The organism is Paenibacillus sp. FSL W8-1187 (assembly GCF_037965485.1).
Taxonomy (GTDB): Bacteria; Bacillota; Bacilli; order Paenibacillales; family Paenibacillaceae; genus Paenibacillus_O; species Paenibacillus_O pasadenensis.
The window spans coordinates 1330217-1351118 of sequence record NZ_CP150181.1; the positions used below are offsets into that span (position 1 = coordinate 1330217).

At 64.1% G+C, this 20902-nt stretch carries 16 protein-coding genes; 9 read left to right on the forward strand and 7 right to left on the reverse strand.

Annotated elements, in window-relative coordinates:
* Positions 1-24 precede the first annotated feature (24 nt).
* From NYE40_RS05795 to NYE40_RS05805, 3 genes are all read right to left on the reverse strand, one after another.
* The gene (locus NYE40_RS05795; protein WP_228551303.1) at positions 25-1026 is read right to left on the reverse strand and encodes a dipeptide ABC transporter ATP-binding protein; all 1002 of its coding nucleotides are present in this window, start codon (positions 1024-1026) and stop codon (positions 25-27) included.
* On the reverse strand, positions 1023-2012 hold the full coding sequence (locus NYE40_RS05800; RefSeq protein WP_153782990.1) for an ABC transporter ATP-binding protein: 990 nt from the start codon (positions 2010-2012) through the stop codon (positions 1023-1025). Before NYE40_RS05800 ends, NYE40_RS05795 begins: the two co-directional genes overlap by 4 nt.
* A 585-nt stretch (positions 2013-2597) precedes the next feature.
* A complete protein-coding gene (locus NYE40_RS05805) occupies positions 2598-3248 on the reverse strand; it encodes a DUF2306 domain-containing protein (protein ID WP_101808654.1) in 651 nt (216 codons plus the stop codon).
* A gap of 133 nt (positions 3249-3381) precedes the next feature.
* On the opposite strand from NYE40_RS05805, the gene NYE40_RS05810 reads away from it, so the two are divergent.
* From NYE40_RS05810 to NYE40_RS05840, 7 genes are all read left to right on the forward strand, one after another.
* Positions 3382-3891, forward strand: coding sequence for a MarR family winged helix-turn-helix transcriptional regulator (locus NYE40_RS05810; RefSeq protein WP_052333011.1), 510 nt, complete (start codon positions 3382-3384; stop codon positions 3889-3891).
* Complete coding sequence (locus NYE40_RS05815) at positions 3881-5131, forward strand: MFS transporter (protein ID WP_339279519.1); 1251 nt, start codon at positions 3881-3883, stop codon at positions 5129-5131. The genes NYE40_RS05810 and NYE40_RS05815 overlap by 11 nt, the downstream gene beginning before the upstream one ends.
* Positions 5132-5965: 834 nt before the next feature.
* Positions 5966-6694, forward strand: a complete 729-nt coding sequence (locus tag NYE40_RS05820) for a (Fe-S)-binding protein (protein ID WP_028597852.1) — start codon at positions 5966-5968, stop codon at positions 6692-6694.
* Entirely contained in the window at positions 6691-8217 is a 1527-nt protein-coding gene (locus NYE40_RS05825) for a LutB/LldF family L-lactate oxidation iron-sulfur protein (RefSeq protein ID WP_052333012.1), read from the forward strand. Before NYE40_RS05820 ends, NYE40_RS05825 begins: the two co-directional genes overlap by 4 nt.
* Positions 8218-8440: 223 nt before the next feature.
* Positions 8441-9154: an LUD domain-containing protein gene (locus tag NYE40_RS05830; RefSeq protein WP_028597854.1), complete on the forward strand. Its 714-nt coding sequence runs from the start codon at positions 8441-8443 to the stop codon at positions 9152-9154.
* A gap of 27 nt (positions 9155-9181) precedes the next feature.
* Positions 9182-9892 carry a FadR/GntR family transcriptional regulator gene (locus NYE40_RS05835; protein ID WP_028597855.1) on the forward strand — a complete coding sequence of 237 codons (711 nt, stop codon included), beginning with the start codon at positions 9182-9184 and terminating at the stop codon, positions 9890-9892.
* A 45-nt stretch (positions 9893-9937) separates the two neighbouring features.
* The gene (locus NYE40_RS05840) at positions 9938-10918 is read left to right on the forward strand and encodes a Gfo/Idh/MocA family oxidoreductase (protein WP_028597856.1); all 981 of its coding nucleotides are present in this window, start codon (positions 9938-9940) and stop codon (positions 10916-10918) included.
* Positions 10919-11045: 127 nt separating this feature from the next.
* Here NYE40_RS05840 and NYE40_RS05845 read toward each other — a convergent pair whose 3' ends face one another.
* The 3 genes from NYE40_RS05845 to acnA all read right to left on the reverse strand — a co-directional run bounded on the left by NYE40_RS05845 (position 11046) and on the right by acnA (position 17050).
* Positions 11046-11993 carry a catalase gene (locus NYE40_RS05845; protein ID WP_084136725.1) on the reverse strand — a complete coding sequence of 316 codons (948 nt, stop codon included), beginning with the start codon at positions 11991-11993 and terminating at the stop codon, positions 11046-11048.
* A gap of 172 nt (positions 11994-12165) precedes the next feature.
* Entirely contained in the window at positions 12166-13752 is a 1587-nt protein-coding gene (locus NYE40_RS05850; RefSeq protein WP_028597858.1) for a M4 family metallopeptidase, read from the reverse strand.
* Positions 13753-14335: 583 nt separating this feature from the next.
* A complete protein-coding gene (acnA, locus tag NYE40_RS05855) occupies positions 14336-17050 on the reverse strand; it encodes an aconitate hydratase AcnA (protein ID WP_153782999.1) in 2715 nt (904 codons plus the stop codon).
* Positions 17051-17419: 369 nt separating this feature from the next.
* On the opposite strand from acnA, the gene NYE40_RS05860 reads away from it, so the two are divergent.
* Positions 17420-18622, forward strand: coding sequence for an AI-2E family transporter (locus NYE40_RS05860; RefSeq protein WP_323744190.1), 1203 nt, complete (start codon positions 17420-17422; stop codon positions 18620-18622).
* 77 nt (positions 18623-18699) lie between these two features.
* Here the strand turns inward: NYE40_RS05860 and NYE40_RS05865 are convergent, their stop codons facing one another.
* Positions 18700-19047, reverse strand: coding sequence for a hypothetical protein (locus tag NYE40_RS05865; protein ID WP_028597861.1), 348 nt, complete (start codon positions 19045-19047; stop codon positions 18700-18702).
* Positions 19048-19218: 171 nt separating this feature from the next.
* Between NYE40_RS05865 and NYE40_RS05870 the strand changes: the two genes are divergently transcribed.
* Complete coding sequence (locus NYE40_RS05870) at positions 19219-20895, forward strand: ATP-binding protein (protein WP_153783000.1); 1677 nt, start codon at positions 19219-19221, stop codon at positions 20893-20895.
* Positions 20896-20902: the final 7 nt, after the last annotated feature.

Below are 20902 nucleotides of genomic sequence, written 5' to 3' on the forward strand. Positions count from 1 at the left end.
TGTTGAAATCTCTGCCTTCGAGCCTCAAGGATAGAGATGACAAGCCGTTCCATGTCCCTCGCCGTCGATCTTCAGCGGAGGCCGCTGCGAGCGGCAGACGTCCATCGCGACCGGGCAGCGCGTGTGGAACACGCAGCCCTCCGGCACGTTCGCGGGGCTGGGCACGTCGCCCTGCAGCACGATCCGCTCGGCGGCCGCGCCGGGCACCGGGCTGGGAGCCGCGGACAGCAGCGCCTTGGTGTACGGATGCCGGGGCTCCCGGTACAGGCCGCGCTTGTCCGCGATCTCCACGACCCGGCCGAGGTACATGACCGCGACCCGGTCGCAAAAATGCTTCACGACGCTCAGGTCATGGGCGATGAACACGTACGTCAGCCCCATCTGCTCCCGCAGGTCCTGCATCAGGTTGAGGATCTGCGACTGGATCGACACGTCGAGCGCGGATACCGGCTCGTCGGCGACGATCAGCTTGGGCTCCAGCATGAGCGCCCGCGCGATCGCGACGCGCTGCCGCTGGCCGCCCGAGAACTGATGCGGATACCGGTCGAGCTGCCAGGCGCTGAGGCCGACCGTCTCCATCGTACGGGCGACCCGCTCGCGGCGCTCCGCCGCGCTGCCGATGCCGTGCACGATCAGCGGCTCCTCGAGGATCTTGCCGATGCGGTGCCGCGGGTTGAGCGAGGCGAACGGATCCTGGAAAATCATCTGCATGTCCCGGCGCTTGCGCCGCAGCGCCTCGTCCTTCAAGGCAAGGAAGTCTTCGCCGTCGAAACGGACCCGTCCGCTCGTCGGCTCCAGCAGCCGCAGCAGCGAGCGGCCGGTCGTCGACTTGCCGCAGCCGCTCTCCCCGACGATGCCGAACGATTCGCCGCGCCGGACCTGGAAGCTCACGCCGTCGACGGCCTTCACATGGCCGGATACCCGCTGCAACAGGCCGCTGCGGATCGGGAAATGGGTGCGGAGCTCCTCGACTTCGAGCAGCGCTTCGGCCTGCGGGGTTGTTTCGATCTTCGACGCCGCGTTCAATTCGCCACCTCCTGGGCCGTGTTCAGCCAGCAGCGCGAGCGATGGGCCGGCCGGGCGCCCGCGATCAGCTCCGGCAGCTGCTCGCCGCAGATCGGCATCGCATGCTCGCAGCGCGGGGCGAAGCGGCAGCCCTGGGCGATCGCGCCGGGCCGCGGAACCTGGCCGGGGATCGAGTACAGCCGTTCGCGCTCCTCGTCCAGACGCGGGATGGAGCGGATCAGTCCTTGCGTGTACGGATGGCGCGGGTCCGTCAGAATATCGTGGACGGAGCCTTCCTCGACGATCTTGCCGGCGTACATGACGACGACCCGCTCGCATAGCTCGGCGACGACGCCGAGATCGTGGGTGATCATCATGATCGCCGTGCCCGTCTCGCGATTGAGCGTTTTCATCAGGTCGAGGATCTGGGCCTGGATCGTCACGTCGAGCGCTGTCGTCGGCTCGTCGGCAATGAGCAGCTCCGGCTCGCAGCAAAGCGCGATGGCGATCATGACGCGCTGGCGCATGCCGCCGGACAGCTGATGCGGATAAGCTTTGGCGACGCCCTCGGCGCGGGGGATGCCGACCTTGCGCAGCATCTCGACCGCCTTCGCTGCGGCATCCTTGCGCCCTACCGGACGGTGGACGCGCAGCGTCTCGCCGATCTGCTCGCCGATCGTCAGCAGCGGGTTGAGCGAGGTCATCGGCTCCTGGAAAATCATCGAGATTTCGTTGCCGCGCACCTGCTTCATGCGCTTTTCCTTGGCGCGGAGCAGATCCTCGCCCTTGAAGCGGATCGATCCGCCCGCATAGCGGGCAAGCGGCTCGGGCAGCAGCCGCATGATCGACAGGGAGGTGACGCTTTTGCCGCAGCCGGATTCTCCGACGATGCCGACAATCTCGCCGGAGCGGATCGTCAGGTCGATCCCGTCCACGGCCGGCAGCTCTCCGCGATCGGTGGCGAAGTGCGTATGCAGGTCTGTCAATTCCAGCAGGCTCGGTGCCATGCCATCTCTCCCTCATGACGTTTTGGATGTTATTTACTTTAATGCGTTGATGCATCATGAAAGCAATGCGTTGATTTAATTTCTTTTTTTGAGAAATAAAGGAGGACAACGGCAAAGCTGCAAGAAAATACGTCATATTTCGTGACACTGATTGTAAATCAAAAGCTGTGTGTTCGTAAATAGTGAATAAATACTCATTATTACAGATATTTATTTGTTTTAATTGATATGGAAGCGCTTCATTTGAGCAAGAGGAAGAGGCTTTAGTCCCATTTATGGATGCCAATGCTAGATGGAGTTAGGTTTATTGACGTAGTTTAAAAGGGTAAAATATTCAAACTATTCAGTCGGATTTGCGGATGAAAGATCGAGTTTACGTTAAAAAGGTTATTTTCTTATGCAAAATGAATCCTATTTTCGATGCAAAAGAGGTTGGCCGATCCTGGACTACCGGTTGAAACGGGAATAAGCTTCAGCTTTCGCTGAAGCTGAAGCGGATTCGGAGCGGGGCGGCCAAGTTCCAATTCTATTCCCGGTCGTCATTTCCCGGTCCGAAAAAGGGCCGCGCTTGCGGCATCCTTTTCCTCAAGCGCGGCCTCCTTCATCTCGGGGCACCCGCAGCATTCGGATAGCGAGCTCGCCTGCGAGCAGCAGGAAGGCGATGTTGGCGTAAAGCGCGGCCGCATAGCCGGCGGCATAGGGCAGTTCAAGCAAGCCCGTAAACAAGCCGGTGAACAGATGCAGCGTCATGTTGTTGAAGCAAAAGGCATAGCTGCGGATCATCAGCCGCTTGTGGGCGGCCAGCCGCCGCTTGCGGGCGCGAAGGATGGCGAGCAGCGTGATCGCCGGCCACAGCATGTTGAGCAGGTTGAACGGGACGCTGGCCCATTTGCCTCCGGTCGCATACGGCGCCATGTAGCCTGAAGTCAAGCAGACGAGGAAGACGCAGATGAAATAGAGATAGCCGTTCCAGCGGTGAAACGGCAAGCGTCGCGGCGTGCGGCGGCCGGCCGGAGCGAAGCCGAGCAGGCCGCAAGCGGTCGCCGCGCAGGCGGCGGCGATGTGGAGCTGCAGCACGGCCAGCCATGAGCCGAGCTTGTCCGGCCCTTGTCCGGGCGGCTTGAGCGCCAGAAAGCCGGCCGCCTGCGGGTCGGCCAGATAGGATTTGTAGAGCACATAGGCGACGGCGGCGGCAGCGGCTGCAGCCAGCCACCGGAGGGCGGCTTTCGAGGACATGGAAGGACTCGCTTTCTTGTCGTTATGATGGCCATTGTATCATGGCGCCATGCCCGCAGGTTGACCCTTTTCGTTCAAAGGCGTATAGTTGTTGTGACAACTAATGAACAGGACAGAAAGAAGGAAGGCCATCATGCATGAATCAGAAGACTTGACTCATCCTCGATCTGGTCCGGCGTCCGGCGCCGGTCTGGACGATTCGATCGGATTTTTGCTCGGAGCGGCTTACCGAAAGGTGAGCCTGACGCTGCTGCAGCAGCTGCGCGACTGGGATATTACGCCGGAACAGTGGTCGATGCTCGCACGGATCTGCGAGCGCGGAGGCCGGATCCAGAGGGAGCTTGGCGAGCTGACCGGAAAAGACAAGCCGACGACGACGCGCATTCTGGAGCTGCTTGAGGCAAAGGGACTGATCGTCAAGCAGCCCGATCCGAAGGACCGGCGCTCGCAGCGGATCCATGCGACGGCTCAGGGCGAGCGATTGCTGGCCGAGACCAGGCCGGTCGAGCGCAAGGCGCTCGACATCGGCCTCCGCGCGCTGACGGAGGAAGATCGGGCGCAGCTGCGGCAGCTACTGCAGCGCATCGTGCAGCCGCCGGCATCGTCCTTGGCTGAGGCGCAGGAGGAAGCCGATGAGCGCTGAGCCGCTGACGCTGCGCAAGGAGCCGTTATGGACACGCTCGTTCATCGTGCTGACGATCGGAGCGTTCCTCATGTTCCTTTGCCTGCAAATGCTCATGTCGCCGCTGCCCTCGTATGTCGAAGAGCGCTTCGCGCCGGGACCGTTCGTCATCAGCCTCGTGACGAGCCTGTTCGCGCTCGCGGCGATCGCCGCCCGCTTCGCGACGGCGTGGATGCTCGGCCGCATCTCGCGCAACATCGTGCTGTTCGCGGGATTGGCTGTATCCGCGCTGGCGACGCTCGGCTTTTCGGCCGTGTCGGGCATCGGAGCGCTATTGGCGCTGCGCGTGCTGTTCGGCATCGGCTTCGGCATGGCCAGCACCGTGCTGCCGACGCTGGTGACCGGCATCATTCCGCCGCGGCGGATGGGGGAGGGGGTCGGCTACTTCGGCCTTTCCAGCAGCATGGCCATGTCGCTCGGTCCGATGATCGGCCTGTCGATCATGGACGGCCTCGGCTTCCGCGCGCTGTCGCTGGCGGGAGCGGCGTCCTCGCTCGTCATCATTCCGCTGCTGCTCGTTTTTCGAGCTATCCCGCCGGTCCGGGTCAGAGTGCCTGCTGCGGCAATCGGAGGCACGGCCGCGGAGAGGGCGAGCGTCGGCTCGGCAGCGGCAGGAGCGCGCGAGGAGCTCGGGCGCAGCGAGGCGGGGCCAGCTTGGCTGCCCGCGCTGCTGAATACGCTGATGGCGGTTACCTATGGCGGCCTGCTGAGCTACCTGGTGCTGTTCGGACGGGAAATGGGCTTGCCGAATATCGGCCTTTTCTTTCTGCTGAACGCCGTCGCCATCCTGCTCGTGCGGCCGATCGCCGGCCGGCTGTTCGACCGCTTCGGGCATCTCGCGGTGCTGCCCGCGGCCTCGCTGCTGCTGATGGGCGGCCTGCTGCTGCTCAGCTGGTCCGATACGACCGGGCTGCTGCTGCTCTCGGCGCTGCTGTACGGACTCGGCTTCGGCTCGATTCAGCCGACCGCGCAGGCGTGGATGCTGCGCAGCATGCCGGTTGCCCGCCAGGCGTCGGCGAACAGCTTGTTCTACAACTCGACCGACCTCGGCGTCGCGGTCGGCTCGATGCTGCTCGGCGCCGTCGCGGCCGCGACCGGTTATGCGGTCATGTACCGCTGGGCGGCGCTGTCGATGGCGCTGCTCCTCGCCGTTTATGGCGCGGGGCTGGCCTTGGGCCGCCGCCGGGCGCGCCGCGCTTAGCAGGAGGAGCCGGCGGAAGGCGGGGCTGGGTGAGCCGACGGAGGTACGCGGCAGGCGGAGCCGGATGAGCCGGTCGCAGGCACGGATCCTGAGTAGGCGATGCTAGGAGATGCGCTGCTCCGCTGGGTGTGCCACTGAGTGGCGGCTCAGCGTGGTGTTCTAGAAGGGAAGGGATGAGCTGAGCTATGCTCGGCTTCGTCCCTTTTTTGTTTTCCTGCAAGTTGCGCGGAAAAAACGAGCAACTGGGCTCGAACAGAGTGACCGGACGTGGGAGTAACGCGGAAAAACCGAGTAACTGGGCTTGAAGAGGGTGCGGAGCAGGGGAGTTGCGCGGAAAGACCGAGTAACTAGGCTCGAAGAGAGTGCGGAGCGGGGGAATAACGCGGAAAAACCGAGTAACTGGGCTCGAAGAGGGTGCGGAGCAGGGGAGTTGCGCGGAAAGACCGAGTAACTGGGCTCCGAAGTGAGCGATCAGTGGGCAATAATTCGAAAAAATCGGGTTACTGGGCACCGAGGTGAGCGTTCCGTCGGCGATAGCCCGAATAAATCGGGTTGCAGTCGCCCGAGAGAGCGAATCTAAGGCTGCAACCCGAAAAAGTCGGGTTCCAGGCGTGCGAGAGGGCGAATCTAAGGCTGCAACCCGAAAAAAATCGGGTTGCAGTCGCCCGAAGGAAGCTCGATCCGCAGCGCCGCCAGCGAGAGCGGACGAGGACGAGGGCTCTCCCGAAGCAGCCCCTCGGCGCAATTCGCTCTAGCGCGGCGAAGCAGGCTGGCGTATAATGGCATCAACTCAACTTGTCTGACAACCTGACCAATTGACGGAGAGGTGCACTCATGAAAGTTTCCCTGTTCATCACCTGCCTGAGCGATGCGATCTATCCCCGGGTCGGCGAAGCGATGGCGCGCATTCTGGCGCGGCAAGGCGTCAAGCTGGACTTTCCCAAAGTCCAGACCTGCTGCGGACAGCCGGCGTACAACAGCGGCTATTGGGACGAGGCGCGCAAGACCGCCCGCACGATCCTCGCCGCATTCCGGGACAGCGATTTCGTCGTCTCGCCGTCCGGCTCCTGCACGTACATGGTCCATCACTACGAGGAGCTGTTCAAGGACGAGCCGGAGGCGCTGCGCGAGGCGCGGGAGCTCCGCTCCAAAACATACGAGTTCACTCAGTTCCTCGTGCAGGTGCTCGGCGTGACCGACATCGGGGCGCGCTTCCCGCATAAGGTGACCTACCATCCGTCCTGCCACGGCAGCCGTCTGCTCGGCGTCAAGGAGGAGCCGCTCGAGCTGCTGCGCGGCGTCGATGGGCTGCAGCTCGTGCCGCTGCCTTTCGCCGAGGATTGCTGCGGGTTCGGCGGCACGTTCGCGGTCAAGATGGCGGATATCTCCGGCGCGATGGTGACGGAAAAGGCCGACCATGTGAAAGAGACGGAAGCCGAGGTGCTCGTCGGCCTCGACATGGCCTGCCTGATGAACATCGCCGGCAACCTGCGCCGCCGGGGCGAGCCGGTTCGCGTGCTGCATCTGGCGGAGCTGCTGGAGGAAGGAGCGAGAGTCGGATGATCAAGGAGCAGGCCAAGCCAGCGCAGCCGGACACGGTGCGCGAGCGGGCTGGACTGGCGCTGAACGACGAGTTCCTCCGCCAGGCGGTCAAGTTCACGACCGAGCGGCTGCGCTCGGGCAAAAAGGCGGCGTCCGAGGCGCATGGCCATTGGGACGAATGGCGCGAGCAAGGGCGGCAGATCCGGCTGCATACGATCGCGCATCTGGACTATTACTTGAACCTGTTCGCGGACAACGCGCGGGCGAACGGAGTCCAGGTGCATTTCGCGTCGACCGCCGAGGAGGCGGTGTCGCTGTCGCTCGCGATCGCGGAGTCGGCCGGAGCGCGCTCGGTCGTCAAGTCCAAGTCGATGGTCACCGAGGAGCTCCATCTCAACCATGCGCTGGAGTCGATCGGCGTCGAGGCGGTGGAGACGGACCTCGGCGAGTACATCATCCAGCTGGCGGGCGAGACGCCGTCGCATATCATCATCCCGGCGATCCACAAGAACCGCTACCAGATCGCCGAGCTGCTGTCGGCCGAGGCGGGCGAGACGCTGCCGCCGGATACGACGATCCTCGCGGGCTTCGTGCGGCGCAAGCTGCGCGAGAAGTTCCTCGAGGCGGACATCGGCATGACCGGCTGCAACTTCGCGATCGCGGAGACGGGGTCGATGGTGCTTTTTGAAAATGAAGGCAACGCCCGCATGGTGTCGACCGTGCCGAAAACGCAGATCACCCTCATGGGCATGGAGCGGATCATCCCCTCCTGGGAGGATCTCGAAACGATGGCGACGCTGCTGCCGCGCTCGGCCACCGGCCAGCGGCTGACCGTCTACATGTCGGGCATCACGGGGCCGAAGCGCGCGGACGACGCCGACGGTCCGGAGGAGATGCACCTCATCATCCTCGACAACGGGCGCTCCAACCAGCTCGGCGACCCGGAATTCCAGGAGCTGCTCAACTGCATCCGCTGCGGGGCTTGCCTGAACGCTTGCCCGGTGTACCGCCACATCGGCGGCCATGCCTACGGCGGCACGTACAGCGGACCGATCGGAGCGGTGCTGACGCCGGCGCTCAAGAGCAACGTCGCCGAGTGGGACGACATCGCGAGCGCATCGAGCCTGTGCGGCGCCTGCTATGAGGCGTGTCCGGTCAAGATCCCGCTGCATGACATGCTCGTGTCGCTGCGGCGGCGCAAGGTCGAGGCCGGCCGCGCCGATGCGCTTGAGACGCTGGGCATGAAAGGCTTCGGAGCGGTCGCCGGCCGCGCCGGCCTCATGGGCGCGGCGCTCGGAGCGGGACGGCTCGGCCAGCGGCTCGTCGCCCGCGGCGGGGAGATCCGGCTGCGGCTCGGGCCGCTGAAGGGCTGGAACAAGTATCGCGTGACGCCGACGCTGGCGAAGCAGCCTTTCCGCAAGCGGTGGAGCACGCTGGAGCAGGAGCTGACGGGGGAGCTGCGGGAGATGGACCCGGCGGTGAAAAACCGGCTGGAGGAGCTCGCGCGCCGGGGCGGGCGCAAAGGAGGAGACTCGCATGGGTGAGGACATGAAGCGGCAGCAAGCTAGCGCCGCAGGCGGCGAGGGCGTCGGAGCCGGCCGGGCGGTGGATTCGGCCGCTCAATCGACTGCGTCGACTCGCGAAAGCGCGGCGCCGCCGGAAGCGGCAACTCAAGCGGCCGCATCGGCTGGCCAGAGCGAGTCGGCGCAAGCCGAGCCGCCCGGCGGCACGGCGCCGCCGGAGTCGGCCGCGAGTCGGCGCGAATGGCTGAGCGAGCTGGAGGAGCAGTCCAAGCGGCGCCAGCAGGCGTTCATGGACGGCATCGCGGCCAAGCTCGGCCGGCCGCGGCAGCTGGAGCGGCCGGTGCAGCCGCGGCGCGGCGCGCCTGCGTTCTGGCGCGAGTTCCAGTGGAGCCCGGAGGAGCGGGCGGCCAAGCTGCGCGAGCATTTCGAGGCGGCGGGAGGCAAGCTCGCGGAGCTGCCGGACCTGGAGGCGGCGGGCCGCTTCATCGCCGAGCAGGCGCGGGAGATGAAGGCGCGGCGCATCCTGCGGCAGGACGAGGCGGAGCTCGCGCGGCTCGGCCTGGAGCCCGCGCTCGAGCCCGAAGGCTGCGAGGTGCGCGTCTGGAACGAGGACGGCGCAGGCCGCGAGAGCTGGCTGCCGCGGGCGGCGGAAGCCGACTTCGGCGTCGTGCTCGCCGACGGAGCGGCGGCGTACACCGGCTCGGTGTGCGTCCGCTCCGCTCCCCACAAGGGGCGCAGCGTCAGCCTGCTGCCGACGGCGCTGTTCGTCGTGCTGCCGCGCGAGCGGCTCGCCACCCGGCTCGGCGAGCTGCTGCTGCCGCTCGACGAGGCGGGACGGGAGGCGATGCCGGCGGGCGTGCATTTCATCTCCGGACCGAGCCGCTCGGCCGACATCGAGAACGACCTGACGATCGGCGTGCACGGCCCCGGCATTGTCACGATCCTGCTCATCGGGTAGCATGGAGGGCAAAGGGGGACGGCAGCCGTGGAGGTAAAGCCGCTGAACAAGCAAAATCACTATGAAGCGATCGCCGGGCAGCTGCGCCGGCTGATCGACGACGGCAGCGTCAAGCCGGGCGACAAGCTGCCCTCGGCCCGCGAGCTGTCGGAGCGCTTCGGCGTCGGGCGGTCGACGATGCGGGAGGCGCTGAGCGCGCTCAAGGCGATGGGCTACATCGACATCCGCCAGGGCGGCGGCAGCGTCGTGCGTCCGCCGGAAGAGCGGGCGGGCGGCCTGCCGCCGCTGCTCGCGGCCGCCGGCGCGACGCGCGAGGAGCTGCTGGAGCTGCTGGAGGCGAGGCGCTCGCTGGAGCTGGCGAACGTCGCGCTCGCGGCCCGCAAGCGCAGCGCGGACGACGTCGCCCGGCTGCGCGAGCTGGCCGAGGGCATGAGCGGCACGCTCGGCGACGACCTCGAGGGCGAGCGCTACGACATGGAGTTCCATCTGGCGCTGGCCCATGCGACCGGCAACCGCATGATGGCGCGGCTGTACGAGTCGCTGATGGCGCCGATCGAGCGGGCGATCCGCGCCGTGCGCCGGACGGAGCTGTATGCGAGCCGCGAGGTCGCAGGAAGGCTCGCCGACGCGCATGAGCGCATCCTGCTGGCGGTGGAGGCGGGCGACGAAGCGCTCGCCGCCGCCGAGATGCAGGCCCATCTGGAGCATGTGGAGCGGATCGTGATGAAGCATCTTTGATTTCGGGTAAGGAAAGGCAATCACTATCCGACAGGAGCTGAGCGCATGGAAGGCAAAAAGACGATCCGCTGGGGCATCATGGGGCCGGGCGGCATATCGGAAGGCTTCGCCAAGGACCTGGCGCACGCGCAAGGAGCGGAGCTCGCGGCCGTAGCCGGACGCGATCCGGACAAGACGGCGGCGTTCGCCGGCAAGTTCGGCATCGCAAAGACGCACGGCAGCATCGAGGAGCTGGCTGCCGATCCCGAGGTCGACATCGTCTACATCGGCACGGTCCATCCCGTGCACAAGGAGCATGCGCTCGCCGCTCTGGCGGCGGGCAAGCCGGTGCTGTGCGAGAAGCCGCTGGCGATGAACGCGGCCGAGGCGCGGGAGATCGCCGGCCTGGCCGAGTCCAAGGGCGTGTTCGTGATGGAGGCGATGTGGACGCGCTTCCTGCCGGCGATCCGCCAGGCGCGGCGTTGGCTGGACGAGGGAGCGATCGGCGAGGTGCGGCTGCTCAAGGCCGAGTTCGGCTTCGACGCCGGATGGAATCCGGACGGGCGGCTGCTGAACAAGGACCTCGGCGGCGGCACGCTGCTCGATGCCGGCATCTATCCCGTGTCGTTCGCCTCGTTCGTCTTCGGCGCGCAGCCAGAGCGGATCGAGAGCGTCGCGCGCATCGGCGAGACGGGCGTCGACGAGCAGTTCTCGCTGCTGCTCGGCTACGGCGACGGCCGCGCGGCCTCGCTGCACGGCTCGATCCGGCTGGAGATGGAGAACGACGCCTGGATCTACGGCACCAAGGGCCGCATCCGCATCCCCGGCTTCCTCTGGAGCCGCGGGGCGGAGCTGCGCGTGAAGGGCGAGGAGCCGGTCGTGTTCGAGGACGGCCGCGTCTGCAACGGCTATGCGTTCGAGGCGGAGGAGGCGATGGACGCCCTGCGCGAGGGCCGGACGTCCAGCGAGATCATGCCGATCGCCGAGAGCGTCCGCATCCTGGAGACGATGGATCGGATCCGCGCCCAGTGGGGACTGACCTACTAACGGCAGAGGAGCGGGTTTCGGACGCCGAGAGCAGCTTTTGCCATTCATTCCAAAATATCGGCATGCCAAAACCAAACAGCCTGCGGACCGATCGGTCCGCAGGCTGTTTTTTTGACATTTGCGCCGGCTAAATGCCCTTCATGCGGCGCTCATAGCTGACCGCGTACGCCTCGCGGCGGAAGCTCAGAATCGGATCGGGGGTAATCTCGATCCCTTGCCCGGTCGCGGTCGGGTCCATGAGCAGCCCTGCCGGCTCGTCCGTCAGCTCCGCAATCGACAGATGGCCGATATCGAGCGTCGGCCGATCGGCCGGCCAGCGCGCGCTGGAGTCGTCCACCGGATCCCACGGCTCGCCAAGCGCGATCCGCAGCGTGAAGCCGGCCGGCAGCTTCTCCAGCCGCTCGCGCAGCTCGTCCTCCAGGTAGTCCTTGCTTGCTGCCGCCGTCTTCAGCAGAGGCAGATAGGCCACCTCGGCATCCGGGATCCACTCGTACTTGACCGGCTGCTTGCGCCCCTCGCCGTCGACGAGGTAGAACGCATGGATCGAATGGTACGGCACGGAGGCGAAGCTCGCGGGCGGCTTCAGCTCGGAGAGGATCGTCAGCGCCTCGCCGGCATGGGGAAAGCTTCCGAGCAGCGACTTCAGCCGCTCCTTGACGGACAAGCCGTCGCGGGCCAGATCGCGAGCGGCGAGCATCATCTCGAGGAACGACTCCGGCGTACGGGCGACGAACACGGACGCGGTCACCGCCACGATGACCGGCTTTACGCCGGCGGAGTCGGGGCGCTGGAACTGCACGGCCATTCCTTTGGCGGGAGAGAGCAGGTCCCTCGTCGACGGGTCGGAGGCGCTATTGGAAAAGCGCACTACGACGTCGCTCGGCTCCCGCTGCAGATGCGCGGCGCCGGTCAGGCGGGCGGCCTCGCCGCTTGGCGTGAACACGCCGCGGGCGCAGATGCCGCGGGCATGCGCGCGGCGCTGGCCGGGGTGGCTCCCGGCCAGCTCCTCGATGGCGTCGACCGAGCGGGCCGGCAGCTCGGCGGGAGAGGGCATCGGTTCTTTCGGTGCGGTCATGGCGATTCTCCTTTGCGGACGGGATGGTCGGATCTTCTCCTTCTACCCGCTTCGCCGCAGCGTCCAATCGCCTCGCCGGTTTCTACAGGCCGACGGCGCGGAACGCTGCCGTCAACCCGTAGCGGAGCTAAAGGCCGACGGCGCGGAACGCTGCCGTCAATCCGTAGCGGAGCTAAAGGCCGACGGCGCGGAACGCATTAGTCACAGACGTCACATACGGAGAGCTCGTGCCGTACAGGTCCTTCGCCGCCTGGATGGAGGCGTTTTTGGCGGAAGCGAACGTCGACGTGGACGTCAGGTAGTAGGCGACCGTGTTGTAGAAGATGTTCACGGCGGCGTCGCGGCCGATGCCGGCGACGGTCACGCCGTTATGGGTGCCGCCTTGGGCGAGCAGGTAGAACGCTTTGTTCGTGATGCCGCTGTTCGTATGGACGCCGCCGTTGTCGGCCGTGCCGGTGTAGCGGTTGGCGTAATGGTCCGGCTGGCCGTACAGCGTCGGGTTGGACATCGAGCGCAGCGCGTCGCCGGCGACTCCAGGCGTGTAGATGTCGTCGCCGATCAGCCAGTTTTTCGCCTGGATGGAATTGCCGAGCACGTCCGCATAGGATTCGTTGAGGGCGCCGGATTCATTCAGGTAGCGCAGGTTCGACGTGTATTCGATGACGCCGTGGGACAGCTCGTGGCCGATGACGTCCAGGTCCCCGGACAGATAGGTGAATGTCGTTCCGTCGCCGTCGCCGAATACGATCTGCGAGCCGTTCCAGAAAGCGTTGTTGTACCTCGAGCTGTAGTGGACCGTAGAGCGGATCGCGAAGCCGTTGCCGTCGAGGCTGTTGCGGCCGAACTTGTTCTTGAAGAAGTCGTACACCTGGCCGGCGTACGCATGCGCGTCGACCGCCGCGCGGTCCGACCAGACGTTGTCGCTGTCGGTCAGCAGCGTGCCCGGCAAGGAGGTGCGGTTCGAAGCCGTATACGTCGAGATGCCGTTGCCGCGCGTCGTGTCCTTGAGCTGATACGTGCTTCCGGACAGCGTCGTCTGGAACGTCTTCGTATCGCCAGCGACGCCGGTGCCGGTGCCGGTCGCATGCTGCAGCAGGTCGTATTGCAGCACGATATGGCCGTCGACGGCATCGATCAGATAGCGGGTGCGGAGCGCTTCAGGCTCCAGCACGTTCACTTCCGTCTCGTACACCAGATTGTTCGCTCCGTTTTCGGCGTAGACGAACAGCTGAGCGGAAGGCGCCTTTTCCGAGGCTCCGAGGCTGCCGATCCGCGAGGCGGCTTCCGCGGTCGCGACGGCGATGGCGTCGGTCGGGCTGAGCTGCGGCTGGAGCGCCTTCGCGGCGAACTGCTCCTGCTTTTTGGAAGGAATGACGGCGCCGAGGAAGGAGGTCACTTTTCCGGTTTTGTTGTCGACATGGATCGTCTGATCGGCGCCGTAGACCGGGACGCCGTTCACGACCTGCTGGAGGCGGAAATGCTCGATGCCGGACCCCGCGTCCAGCTGCTTGTCCTTGATTTGGAAGGCGGTCTTGAGATCGGACGTCGTCAGGCCGAGCTTCGTCTGCTGGCTGCGCAGGAAAGCCCATACCTTATCCTCGGATGTGCCGCCAGCGGCAGCCGCATTCGTATCGCCGCCGATGAATTGAGGCGCGAGCGAATCCTCGGGAATGACGCTCATCGAAGGGGCGGCGTTAACCAAAGAAACGGAAGAAAGCAGCAAAATGCTTCCCAGCAGGGCCGAGACGGATCTTTTCATGAAATTAATTCACTCCAATTCGTTTTTTTAGTAAGTGCAGATTAAACAAAGCTAAACCGCATGAAAAGAGATTATTTATGCACCCCCATTAATTTATTCGGCAATAACCGATCTGATATTTCCAGATTGCAGCCGTGTGAATAAATCTATCACGGGAGAAATCGTTCGTAAATACAGAAAATTCTAAAAAGTAACAATTGATTCTTTAGAAGTGAAAGTTCAAGGAAAGCTCACGGCATCTCATCATTAAGTCCCGGGGAGGATGTGCCGGAGTAGGACTTCAGGTAGAATTAGGAAGGAATTGCTTTTTTCGGTTGAAGCGCTAAATCTGCTTCTTTGGATGCTTGCCAAGCGTTTTATGAAGTCGAATGCTGTCGAATGAAAGCAGGATATGTAGAGCTGAGAAGGGGTGAAGTTCAATGGGAGCAGAGGAAATTCGATCGAAGGAGGATGTCTTGGCGATGTTGGACGCTCTGCTGCAGGAGCGCTCGTCGTTCAGCTGGGACCATTTCTACTCGGATCGGGAGCGGAATACAAAAAAAGCGCCGGAAGCGGATGCTTCCGGCGCGGAAAGGGAAAAATCTTACTTCTGCTCGCTCAGCATCTGGCGCAGAACGGTCTGCAGGATGCCGCCGTTGCGGTAGTAGTCGACCTCCACGAGGGAGTCCAGACGTACCGTAACCTGGAACTGGAAGCTGCTGCCGTCTTCGCGGGTCGCGGTGACGGTCACTTGGTCGCCAGGCTTCACGTCGTTCGTGAGGCCTTCGATGTCGAAGGTCTCGCGGCCGGTGATGCCGAGCGTCTTCCAGCCTTGGCCTTCTTGGAAGCAGAGCGGCAGGACGCCCATGCCGACGAGGTTCGCGCGGTGGATCCGCTCGAAGCTCTCGGTGATGACGGCCTTCACGCCGAGCAGGAACGTGCCCTTGGCGGCCCAGTCGCGGGAGCTGCCGGTGCCGTATTCCTTGCCGCCGATGACGATCAGGTTCGTCTTGTCGGCCTGGTACTTCATCGAGGCTTCGTAGACGGACGTCACTTCGTCGGTCGGCAGGTAGGTCGTGAAGCTGCCCTCGGTGCCCGGAGCGACCTGGTTGCGGATGCGGATGTTCGCGAACGTACCGCGCACCATGACCTCATGATGGCCGCGACGGGAGCCGTAGGAGTTGAAGTCCTTCTTCTCGACGCCGTGCTCCAGGAGGTACTTGCCGCCCGGATAGTCGGCGCGGATGCTGCCGGCCGGGGAGATGTGGTCCGTCGTGACGGAATCGCCCATCAGGAGCAGCGTCTTGGCATGCTTGATGTCCGCGACGTCGCGGATGCCGTCCGCCAGGTTCTCGAAGAACGGCGGGTTGGCGATGTAGGTGGAATTCTCATCCCACTCGTACAGCTCGCCTTCCGGCACCGGAATCTGGTTCCAGCGCTCGTTATGCGTGTAGACGTTGTCGTACTTGTCGCGGAACATCTGCGGCGTGATCGCCGAGCTGGCGGCATTGGCGATCTCCTCGGAGGAAGGCCAGATGTCGCGCAGGTAGACCGGCTCGCCTTGCTGATCGTGGCCGATCGGCTCGTTCGCGAAGTCGATGTTGACCGTGCCGGCCAGAGCATAGGCGACGACGAGCGGCGGGGACGCCAGGTAGTTCGCCTTGATCTGGGCATGGATGCGGCCCTCGAAGTTCCGGTTGCCGGACAGGACGGCCGCGACGGTCATGTCGTTGTCGGCGATCGCCTGGCTGACATCCTCCGGCAGCGGACCGGAGTTGCCGATGCACGTCGCGCAGCCGTAGCCGGCCACATGGAATCCGAGCTGCTCGAGGTACGGCAGCAGTCCAGCCTTCACGAGGTAGTCGGTGACGACGAGCGAGCCTGGCGTCAGCGAGCTTTTTACGTACTCCGGCTTCACGAGGCCTTTCTCGACGGCCTTTTTGGCGACGAGGCCGGCGCCGAGCATGACGCTCGGGTTGGACGTGTTCGTGCAGCTCGTGATGGCGGCGAGCACGACGGCGCCCGTTCCCATCTTGCTCACTTTGCCGTTCGCATGCTTGATCTCGACGACTTCCTCGATCTTGGCGTCGGACAGGCCGTAGCCGCCCTTGTCGACCGGCGTGCGCACGGTGCTGTTCCAAGCTTCCTTCATGGCGGTCAGCTCGATGCGGTCCTGCGGACGCTTCGGACCGGCCAGGGAAGGCACGATCGTGGACAGGTCAAGCTCGATGACGTCGGTGAACGTCGGGTCCGGCGTATCGTCGGTGCGGAACATGCCTTGCGCCTTGTAGTACGCTTCGACGAGCTCGATCTGCTCCTCGGTGCGGCCCGTCTGGCGGAGGAAGTTCAGCGTGATCGCATCGACCGGGAAGAAGCCGACCGTCGCGCCGTACTCCGGAGCCATGTTGGCGACCGTCGCGCGGTCCGGCAGGCTGATGTTGGACAGGCCGGGGCCGAAGAACTCGACGAACTTGCCGACGACGCCGCGCTTGCGGAGAATCTCGGTGACGGTCAGCGCCAGGTCGGTCGCGGTCGCGCCCTCGGCGAGCATGCCCGTCAGCTTGAAGCCGATGACTTCAGGCGCGACGAAGTAGAGCGGCTGGCCGAGCATGCCGGCTTCCGCCTCGATGCCGCCGACGCCCCAGCCGACGACGCCAAGGCCGTTGATCATCGTCGTGTGGGAGTCGGTGCCGACGAGGGAGTCCGGGAAGACGACGGTCTCGCCGTCGATGACCTTGGTCGCGGCTACAGAGGCGAGATACTCCAGGTTGACCTGGTGGACGATGCCCGTATCCGGCGGCACGGCCCGGAAGTTGTCGAACGCGGTCTGCGCCCAGCGGAAGAACTTGTAGCGCTCGGCGTTGCGCTCGAACTCGATGCGCTGGTTGATCTCAAGCGCGTCCGGCGAGCCGAACGCGTCGACCATGACGGAGTGGTCGATGACGAGGTCGACCGGCACGAGCGGATTGATCTTTTTCGGATCTCCGCCGTTTTTCTTGACGGTCTCGCGCATGGCGGCCAGGTCGACGACGACCGGCACGCCGGTCAGATCCTGCAGCACGATGCGGGCGGGGATGAACGGGATTTCCTTGTCCTCGCGCTTCTGAGCCCAGTTCATGAGCTGCGAGACGTGGTCGGCGGTAATGCCGCGTCCGTCGAACTGGCGGATGGCGCCCTCGAGCAGGACTTTAATGGAGACAGGCAGCTTGGAGATGAATCCGTGTCCCTTCTCTTCCAGGCCTTCCAGGCGGTAGTACGTGTACGACTTGCCGCCGACTTCCAGCGTGGAACGGACAGAATACTGGTTCTGCAATGGCATCAGGCTTATGCTCCCCTCAGGCGGATTTGCAATTGATGAAACGAAAGTGTGGCTGCGGGAGCGTCGGGTGGGCGACTCCAGGCAGGCGTGAAACGCGGCCGGCCGGACATGACGAAGCGCCGGGGGGCGGAACTTCCGGCAAACAGGCATCGGTCAGGCATGGTTTCACACAGTAAAACTTCATTTCAAAAACCGCTTTAACCTTATTATAAACGGAACGGTGCGGATTCGTAAAGGGATGAAAGCTGAATCCAGAAGGCTTTCCCACCCGTATAAGAGCGTCATGGCCCGCTTAGTATTTGCAGTCGCAGGGCCGGATGATTATGATGTGGGGAACAGCAATACTTGGCATAATTGGAGGGAAGCCTTTTGGACCAAATCCAGCAGGAGCGCCAGGAAGAAGCGCGCTTCAACCGATTCCGCACCTTTTTCATCAACAACAAGTTCGTCCTGTTTCTGCTCGTCCTGCTTCTGGTCAGCGTCAACGTCTACGTCCTGGCGCATATCACGTTCATCTTCGCTCCGCTGATCGTCCTGGTGAAGACGGTGCTGCTGCCGCTCCTGCTGGCCGGAGTCGCCTATTATCTGCTCAATCCGCTCGTCGACTGGATGGAAAAGAGAGGCATGAAGCGAGGCTGGATCATCGCGGCGCTCTACGTCATCATCCTCGGCCTGCTGACGCTGCTCGTCACGATCGTCGTTCCCGTCGTCCGGGAGCAGATCCAGGGACTGATCGACAACGTGCCTGCCTATACGAAGTACGTGCAGGACACGTTCGCGCGCTATCTCGGCAACGATACCGTGACGGAGCTTCAACGGGAGTTCAACTTCGATCCGCAGCAGCTCGCCCGGGAGGTGTCCCAGCGCGCCGGCTCGATCGTGCAGACGACGCTGACCAACATCGGCGGCTTCCTCGGCACCGTGACGGAGTTCGTGCTCGCGCTCGTGACGCTGCCGTTCATCCTGTTTTACATGCTGAGGGACGGCCGCAGGCTGCCGGAGTTCATCCTCAAGCTGCTGCCGACGGGGCTGCGTCCGGAAACGCGCCGCGTGCTGAGCGAGTCCAATGACCAGATCAGCTCGTACATCCGCGGCCAGATCATCGTCAGCATCTGCATCGGCTGCCTGCTGTACGTCGGCTATCTCGTCATCGGGCTCGAGTACTCGCTCATCCTCGCCATCGTCGCCGCGTGCACGGCGGTCGTGCCGTACATCGGGCCGGCGATCGCGATCACGCCTGCGCTCGTCGTAGCGGCGTTCACCTCGCCGATCATGCTGCTCAAGATGATCGCCGTCTGGACGATCGTGCAGCTGATCGAGGGCAAGTTCATCTCGCCGCAGGTGATGGGCAAGTCGCTCAAGATCCATCCGATCACGATCATCTTCGTCATCCTGACGTCAGGCAAGCTGTTCGGCTTCCTCGGCATCATCCTGGCCGTGCCCGGCTATGCCGTGCTCAAGGTGTTCGTCACGCATCTGTTCCGCTGGTTCATGGTCAACTCCAAACTGTACGGACCCGAGCCGGAGTACAAGATTCTAGGCGTCAAGCGCGATAGCGACCTGCTGCCGTGACGGCATGAAAAAAGACGCTCCGCCTGAAAAGGCGGAACGTCTTTTTCTCATTCGCGCGGCCAGCGGCGGCGAGGCCGCTATTGCGCGGTAGGGCTATGCAGGCGGCTCAAATGGCTGCGCAGCAGGTAGGCTTTCCAGCGCGAGATCGGCACCCGCTTCGCCTCAGGGCCCTTGCTGCCGAAGTAGATCGTGTTGTCGACGATGTCGCTGATGAGGGAGGTATTGACGTAGCAGTCAGAGCTGAGCGGGTAAAAGGAGCCGCTCCGAAGGCGGCCGATCTGGTCGGCAGACAGTTTCTTTTTTATGTTGTAGTTGCTGCCGTGGAAGCTGACGAGGCCCGAGCTGCCGAGCCTGTAGTACAGAATGTCCGTTTCGACATCAAAGTCCTCGTAAACGTTGCGGTCCTTTAATGGCACGTTTTCCATTCCGTTTCCCCCTTGCAAATGCTGATTTATTGATAACGCTTACATATCATAGCACAGCGCGGCTTTTTTGGGAAGCGGGAGAACGGCTCCTTTCGCGTCCGCCGTAGGATTTCGCGCCCGGCTCTGGTATAATGGACTAATCCTTAACGTTCTAAAGAAAGCCGGTGAAGAATGAGCAGAGAGCATCTAGCGATCGAGACGTTCAATGAGGCCGCCGATCACATTCTCGATCTGCTGTCACGGCTTCTTCAGCTGAATACGCTGTTTATCGCCGTCAACGACGGCAGCACGAACCATATTATCCGGGCGTTCAACCGCGGCGAGCGGCTCGTCGAGGCCGGCAGCCTGCTGCCGCTCCCCGAAGCCTACTGCAGCCTCGTTCCCAACCGCCGCGGCGGACTCGTCGTCATCCCGAGCACGCGCAGCCATGCGTCCGCCTCCGCCATGGCGGTCACGGACGCGCTCGGCGACCGTTCGTTCGTCGGCGTGCCGATCCGGCTCGCCGACGGCACGCTCTACGGAACCCTCTGCGCGATGGACGAACCGGGCTACCCGGTCAGCAGCTGGGAGCTTCGCACGCTGAATTCGATGTCCGTCTTTTTATCCTATACGATCGATCTCGAGCGCGAGCATGAGCGCGAGCGGCGTCGCGGCGAGCGGCAGAAGCTGCGCAGGCAGCAGGCGGAGCTGCGGCTCAAGCGGCTGAGGGAGCGGCATCGCACAGCCCAGGCCAAGCTGGCTCAGAGCTCCGATCTGCTGGCCATGCTCAGCCACGAGATCCGCAATTCGCTCAACGGCACGATCGGCATGACCGATCTCATGCAGCAGAGCGGCACGACCGAGGAGCAGGACGTCTACCTCCGCTTCATGGAGGACAGCAACCGCAATCTGCTGCAGCTGCTCGACAACATCCTCGACTACAGCAAGCTGAACGAAGGCGAGGTGAGCCTGGAGGCGTTTCCGATCGATCTGCTGTCGGTCGTCGAGGACAGCGTCTTCCTGTTCGCTTCCCAGGCGCTCGCGAAGCGGCTCGAGCTGCTGATCGACGCGGAGGAGGAGCTGCCTCTCCTGTACGGAGACGCGGGCAAGATCCGCCAGGTGCTCCTCAATCTGCTCAGCAACGCGGTCAAGTTCACGGAGACGGGCAGCATCACGGTCCAGATCCGGTCGCAGCGCCTTCCTCAGCAGCCGGGCCGGCTGCGCGTAAGCCTGTCCGTCTCGGACACGGGCAGCGGCATGACGGAGGAGGAGCTGGAGCAGCTGTTCCACAAGTACAGCCGTCCGCATGAGGGCAAGCGGAAGCAGGAGGTCGGCACCGGGCTCGGCCTGTACATCTCCCGGCAGCTTGCGGAGCGGATGGAGGGCAGCCTGCGCGCGTCGAGCGTACCGGGCCGAGGCAGCGTCTTCACGTTCGAGATGATGCTCCGCGCGGAGCCGACGCCGCTCGTCCAGCTGAACCATGCGCCTGTCGCAGGGAAGAGGGCGCTGCTGCTCGACGGCAGCGAGGAGCTGCGGAGAATCGTCGGCAAGCAGCTGGAGCAATGGGGCGTAGCCGTAACCGGCTGCGCCGAGCCGGAGGAAGCGATGCGGGCGCTGGCCGCGGAGGGACGCTTCGACGTGCTGCTGGCTGACGAGAGCTTCGCCTCGTCGCAGGCGATGACGAGCCTCGTGGAGCGGGCCTCGGATTGCGGCCTTCCGCTCGTGCTGATGGCGCCGCTCGGCGGAGCTAGGCCGGCGGCGTCGGGACTGGAGCCGCGCACGATGCTGGTCAAGCCGATCCGGCGCTTCTTTCTGATCCATGCGCTTACGACTGCCTTCGAAGAAGGCGCCGCTGCGCGCTCGACCTGATTTTTCC

What these genes read in the sequence shown, in the direction of transcription:
- NYE40_RS05840 (WP_028597856.1), top strand. Translation starts at nt 9,938, where the DNA reads ATGGAAGGCAAAAAGACGATCCGCTGGGGCATCATGGGGCCGGGCGGC.
- NYE40_RS05815 (WP_339279519.1), top strand. Translation starts at nt 3,881, where the DNA reads ATGAGCGCTGAGCCGCTGACGCTGCGCAAGGAGCCGTTATGGACACGC.
- NYE40_RS05865 (WP_028597861.1), bottom strand. Translation starts at nt 19,047, where the DNA reads ATGGAAAACGTGCCATTAAAGGACCGCAACGTTTACGAGGACTTTGAT.
- NYE40_RS05845 (WP_084136725.1), bottom strand. Translation starts at nt 11,993, where the DNA reads ATGACCGCACCGAAAGAACCGATGCCCTCTCCCGCCGAGCTGCCGGCC.
- NYE40_RS05870 (WP_153783000.1), top strand. Translation starts at nt 19,219, where the DNA reads ATGAGCAGAGAGCATCTAGCGATCGAGACGTTCAATGAGGCCGCCGAT.
- NYE40_RS05810 (WP_052333011.1), top strand. Translation starts at nt 3,382, where the DNA reads ATGCATGAATCAGAAGACTTGACTCATCCTCGATCTGGTCCGGCGTCC.
- NYE40_RS05850 (WP_028597858.1), bottom strand. Translation starts at nt 13,752, where the DNA reads ATGAAAAGATCCGTCTCGGCCCTGCTGGGAAGCATTTTGCTGCTTTCT.
- NYE40_RS05825 (WP_052333012.1), top strand. Translation starts at nt 6,691, where the DNA reads ATGATCAAGGAGCAGGCCAAGCCAGCGCAGCCGGACACGGTGCGCGAG.
- NYE40_RS05800 (WP_153782990.1), bottom strand. Translation starts at nt 2,012, where the DNA reads ATGGCACCGAGCCTGCTGGAATTGACAGACCTGCATACGCACTTCGCC.
- acnA (WP_153782999.1), bottom strand. Translation starts at nt 17,050, where the DNA reads ATGCCATTGCAGAACCAGTATTCTGTCCGTTCCACGCTGGAAGTCGGC.
- NYE40_RS05805 (WP_101808654.1), bottom strand. Translation starts at nt 3,248, where the DNA reads ATGTCCTCGAAAGCCGCCCTCCGGTGGCTGGCTGCAGCCGCTGCCGCC.
- NYE40_RS05820 (WP_028597852.1), top strand. Translation starts at nt 5,966, where the DNA reads ATGAAAGTTTCCCTGTTCATCACCTGCCTGAGCGATGCGATCTATCCC.